Source organism: Colwellia sp., assembly GCF_013215345.1.
Lineage (GTDB): Bacteria > Pseudomonadota > Gammaproteobacteria > Enterobacterales > Alteromonadaceae > Colwellia.
Map to the genome: position 1 here is coordinate 1 of NZ_JABSOV010000197.1, position 4701 is coordinate 4701.

Consider the following 4701-nt stretch of genomic DNA (forward strand, 5'->3'; position numbering starts at 1 on the left):
AAAAAGAAAATGGCAGGGCTAGACGATAATTATCGCTCAACCCTGCTAGAGTCTGGGATTAAAATGCGCTAGCCGTGAGATAAATGCTGAGCACAATATACTTTTTCAGTCATCTTAGTTACCATTCGCGTCATAATTTTTAACCAATGTCTTTAGAGTCTTTATGCTTTTTTTATCACTGATTTTTGTCGGTGCCTTTTTATTGTTTCAAGTGCAACCCTTAATAGCCAAAGTAATTTTACCTTACTATGGTGGCGGCGCAGCGGTATGGACGGCTTGCTTGCTATTCTTTCAAGCATTTTTATTACTTGGTTACTTCTATGCCCATAAACTCAGCAAATTAAAAGTAGTTAAAACACAGTTTGTACTGCACACCACTTTGCTGCTGGCGAGTTTACTGGTCTTGCCCATTGGCTTATCTCAAAGTATCAGCAGTGAAAATAACCTATTAACAGAGTCACCCCTTGCCTCCATTTTGATCCAGTTGGTACTTGCCGTAGGTTTCCCTTATTTTTTACTGGCAAGTACCGGACCTTTGGTTCAGCGCTGGTTAACTTTTGTTGATAAGGAAAGGCTACCTTACAAACTGTACTCCTTGTCTAATTTTGCTTCATTGCTAGCGTTATTGAGTTTTCCTTTTGTCTTTGAGCCTTTACTTACCTCTGCGAACCAATCGCTATTATGGTCAGTTATCTACGCTATTTATGTGATGCTTTTTATCTTGGTGATGAAAAGAGTTTATGGACAACTTTCTAGTCCAGAACTTGACGTTGTTATGATGACGAGTGAGCTAAATAATAATGACAGTATCAGTAAGGTGTATTTAGCGTTGTGGGCAGGGCTGTCGGGCTTAGGTGTAATCTTATTGGTCTCAACAACTAATGCTATGACCCAGAATATTCCGCCGGTACCCTTTTTATGGATACTACCACTTTGCCTGTATTTGCTAACCTTTATCATCAGCTTTCATAGTCCTAAATGGTATGTTCGTTCTTATTGGTTTGCTTTATTCAGTTTGACTGCGGTATTAGCAATTTTTATGTTTTTCATTGGCTCGAAATTTGACATTATTTCGCAGCTGGTCATTTATTCTTGTATTTTATTTACCGCTTGTATGATCTGCCATGGTGAATTGGCGCGATTAAAACCGGGCGCTAATGGCTTAACCCTATTCTATTTAGTACTGTCATTAGGCGGCTTTTTAGGCAGTGCCTTTGTTGCCTTTGTTGCGCAGAATATATTTGACCAATTCTTAGAATTCCCTCTTGCGGTGTTAATGCTATTTTTACTTTTTGCTTGTTCATGCTGGGTGTTGCGCTGCCAGAATAAATGGTTATTGCCGCTCAGTTTGACCGCTTTTGTTTTACTATCGGTGCTGTTTGTCTATTTCAATCAATTATTTATAAAGAATGACATTCATAGCGAACGTAATTTCTATGGAATTTTAAGTGTTAAAGATATCAAGGTGGGTAATGAAGTTGAACGCCGATTAATTGATGGCAGTACATCTCATGGCACTCAGTCTCAACAAGAAAGTAAGCGTTATACTCCTTTAAGCTATTACCGTAAAGAAACAGGTGTAGCGCTCGCTTTTGCACAAATGCGCCATTATAAACAGTTAACATTAAAATCAGCTAGCTCTGTCAATGTTGGCTTTGTCGGTTTAGGCGCAGGGACGTTGGCAGCCTATGGTAAAAAGGGAGATAACTTTACCTTTTATGAATTAAATCCGGCAGTGATTGAGGCAGCAACAAGCTATTTTACTTACTTAGATGACTCTGCGGCAGAGATCAACTTACTGCTTGGTGATGCGCGTGTTTCATTAACGCAAGAGACAGTAGGTGAAGCAAGACCGCTTTTCGATCTGTTAGTAGTCGATGCTTTTTCGGGTGACAGTATTCCACAACATTTATTGACCCAAGAAGCGATCGCTCTTTACTTAAAAAATATGAGTGATTATGGCGTTATTGTCATTCATGTCTCGAACAGTCACTTAAATTTACTACCTTTAATGCGTGGCTTAGCAGCAGATCAACAGATGGCTATCCGATACTTTCATACCAGCGCTGAGCAGGCACATGAGCATGATACTCAATGGGTTTGGTTAAGTAGAAATGAGCAATTGATGAGTGATGTTCTTGTTAGAGCATATCAAAGCGATTGGCCTGATGATGAAGCTAACAAGGTATTATGGACCGATTCGCACAGCAGTTTAATGTCAGTATTAAAGTAGCTTTACCCGTTACCATTCAAAGTGCTCAAGCACTCTGCAACATTCATCTTGATTGGTAAAGGGTCCAAGTAATAGCAGAGGTACGCAGTAGTATAATAAGTAAGATAAAGGTTTTTATCTTACTTATTACTTATGAGCTATTACCAACTGCCGGTGTTTTCCATACTTAACCACGGCTCTAGGGGGGCTAGAGAGCCATTTTTTTGTAATAATTCGATAGCGATACCATCAGGGGAGTTAACAAAGGCCATGTGACCACAACGTGGCGGTCTATTAATCGTTATGCCTGCGTCTTGTAATTTTTGACATGTTTGATAAATGTCATCAACTTCAAAAGCTAAGTGGCCGAAACTACGTCCGGCAGAGTATTCTTCGGTAGAGCCCCAGTTGTAAGTTAGTTCAACTTCAGGGCCGCCAATTTCAGTGGCTAAGTACACTAAGGTAAATTTACCCGCGGCTACTTCAGTTCTTCTAGTCTCAATCAAACCCAGTTTATCGATATAAAAATCAAGGGATTTGTCTAAATCTCTAACGCGTACCATGGTATGTAAAAATTTCATAAGGCTCTCTACTTGCTAAAAGAAGGTTAAGTTAAATTAAGTTGGTCAAGTTGGTTAACTTGAATAAGAAGGCAGGGCGGCAATATGTCTTCGACCTTTCAGTTATACTATCACAGTGGTGAGTTGGCATTTAAAATGAAAGCCAATAAAAATGATGAAATAACCCCTGCTCTTGCCAGTGACAGTGCTGGTACTTTTACTCTACAATAGGCTTTTTTAAGATCATTTACATATAAGGAATCAAATATTATTGGTCTTATTTTCTGTTGTTATTGTCATTATCTCGGCAAACAAGTTTGTAGACTAAATAGCATTTTGGTAAAGTGCCCGGTAATAAAATAAAAACGATCTAAGACAAGTAGTTACTACGAAATAATAATGAAAGTTTATATAAACAATATTAATGTATGGCTACAAGGGCTAGATAATAGCTTATCGCTAACTTCATGGGCGAATAACGAATTAAAGCTAGCAGAAGACTTTATCATTCCCAAGCCTCAGTATTATCCTAAGGGGCAATTAAGACGATTAAGCCCATTTAGTAAGATTGCTCTACATTGTTTGGATATTCCAGCAGCATTAAGCCAAAACTTACCCTTAATATTTGCTTCTCAGCATGGTGATTTAGCCAAAACAATCACGTTAATTAAAGATGCGGCCTTAGGTGAAGACTTATCACCGACCAAATTCGCCTTGTCAGTCCATAACGCCACCTCGGGATTATTTAGCATAGCAACCAATAATACTGCGGCAACTACTACCATAAGCGCCGGAGCTAACACTTTTTTTGAAGGTCTTATTGAAGCTAGCATGCAGTGTCAGCAAACGAATACCCAGGTTATTTATAGTTATTGTGACTTAGATGTACCCGAGGAATATCGACAATTTGAGCAGGAAAAACCCGCTCGTTGCATCACTATGATCCTCTCGAGTAAAAGAGAAAATCATAATTTGGCCGCTATTGATATTGCCTTAAATAACGCTAAAGCAGACAGTGAAAATACCTCGCCAGCAGAGTTGAGCTTCATTCGACATTTTTACAGCAAAAACAATCAAACAATAGCAAGTGGCAACTATTTGATCTCACTGGACTTTAAGTCATGCAGCTAGCGAATTATTATTGGCGCTTGTTTGCCACTGGCCTGTGCTTTGTTAGCTTTGGCTTAGGCGCGCTATTTATTTCTTCGATTATATTTCCGCTACAAACGTTATTTATCAAGGATAAAAGCAAGCGCAGTAAAGTTGCGCGCTATACCATTCATAGAGCTTTTCGATTCTTTGTTTTTATGATGAAATTCTTTGGTGTACTCAGCGTGAAATTAGAAAACTTTACCCAGCTGGAAAATTTACGCGAGCATGTGGTAATTGCTAATCACCCATCACTTATTGATGTCATTCTAATTATTGCCTACCTACCTAATGCCGATTGTGTAGTGAAGTCATCATTATTTACTAATCCCTTTTTACGGGGGGTAGTAAAACGAGTGGGCTACATTGACAATAAAAGCGCTGAGCAACTCTTTATTGATTGCAAAAAAAGCTTGGCTTCGGGCTGTAATATTGTGGTTTTCCCTGAAGGTACCCGTAGCGAAATTGGCCAACCTCTGCACTTTAAAAGAGGGGCTGCGAATATCGCTGTGCGCTGCCAAGCAAATTATCAACCGATATTCATTTCAGTACAGCCAAGTACATTAACTAAAAATAAATCGTGGTATGATGTGCCGGATAAAAAGTTTGTTATCACTTTGACAGCTAAAGCAACAATTGATAACAGTGCGCATTTTGATGAGCAAAACCCCTCTTTAGCCGTGCGTGCATTGACTCGAGCAACACAGCAGTATTTTTGTAAGGAACTAAAACTTAATGACTGATCTTAAAGCAACATTAAAATCATTAATTATTGTAACG

At 38.9% G+C, this 4701-nt stretch carries 5 protein-coding genes; 4 read left to right on the top strand and 1 reads right to left on the bottom strand.

The features are described from left to right. The first annotated feature begins 163 nt into the window (after positions 1–163). Positions 164–2233: a fused MFS/spermidine synthase gene (locus HRT50_RS17885; protein WP_291617017.1), complete on the top strand. Its 2070-nt coding sequence runs from the start codon at positions 164–166 to the stop codon at positions 2231–2233. Between the two features lie 140 nt (positions 2234–2373). Here HRT50_RS17885 and HRT50_RS17890 read toward each other — a convergent pair whose 3' ends face one another. Continuing rightward, on the bottom strand, positions 2374–2793 hold the full coding sequence (locus tag HRT50_RS17890; RefSeq protein ID WP_291617019.1) for a VOC family protein: 420 nt from the start codon (positions 2791–2793) through the stop codon (positions 2374–2376). 84 nt (positions 2794–2877) lie between these two features. Here HRT50_RS17890 and HRT50_RS17895 point away from each other — a divergent pair, with 84 nt between their 5' ends. The 3 genes from HRT50_RS17895 to HRT50_RS17905 all read left to right on the top strand — a co-directional run bounded on the left by HRT50_RS17895 (position 2878) and on the right by HRT50_RS17905 (position 4664). Next, positions 2878–3003: a hypothetical protein gene (locus HRT50_RS17895; protein ID WP_291617021.1), complete on the top strand. Its 126-nt coding sequence runs from the start codon at positions 2878–2880 to the stop codon at positions 3001–3003. A gap of 168 nt (positions 3004–3171) precedes the next feature. Next, the gene (locus HRT50_RS17900; RefSeq protein ID WP_291617023.1) at positions 3172–3903 is read left to right on the top strand and encodes a beta-ketoacyl synthase chain length factor; all 732 of its coding nucleotides are present in this window, start codon (positions 3172–3174) and stop codon (positions 3901–3903) included. Beyond that, positions 3894–4664 (top strand): 1-acyl-sn-glycerol-3-phosphate acyltransferase, encoded by a 771-nt coding sequence (locus HRT50_RS17905; protein WP_291617025.1) that lies wholly within the window; start codon positions 3894–3896, stop codon positions 4662–4664. The genes HRT50_RS17900 and HRT50_RS17905 overlap by 10 nt, the downstream gene beginning before the upstream one ends. Positions 4665–4701 lie beyond the last annotated feature (37 nt).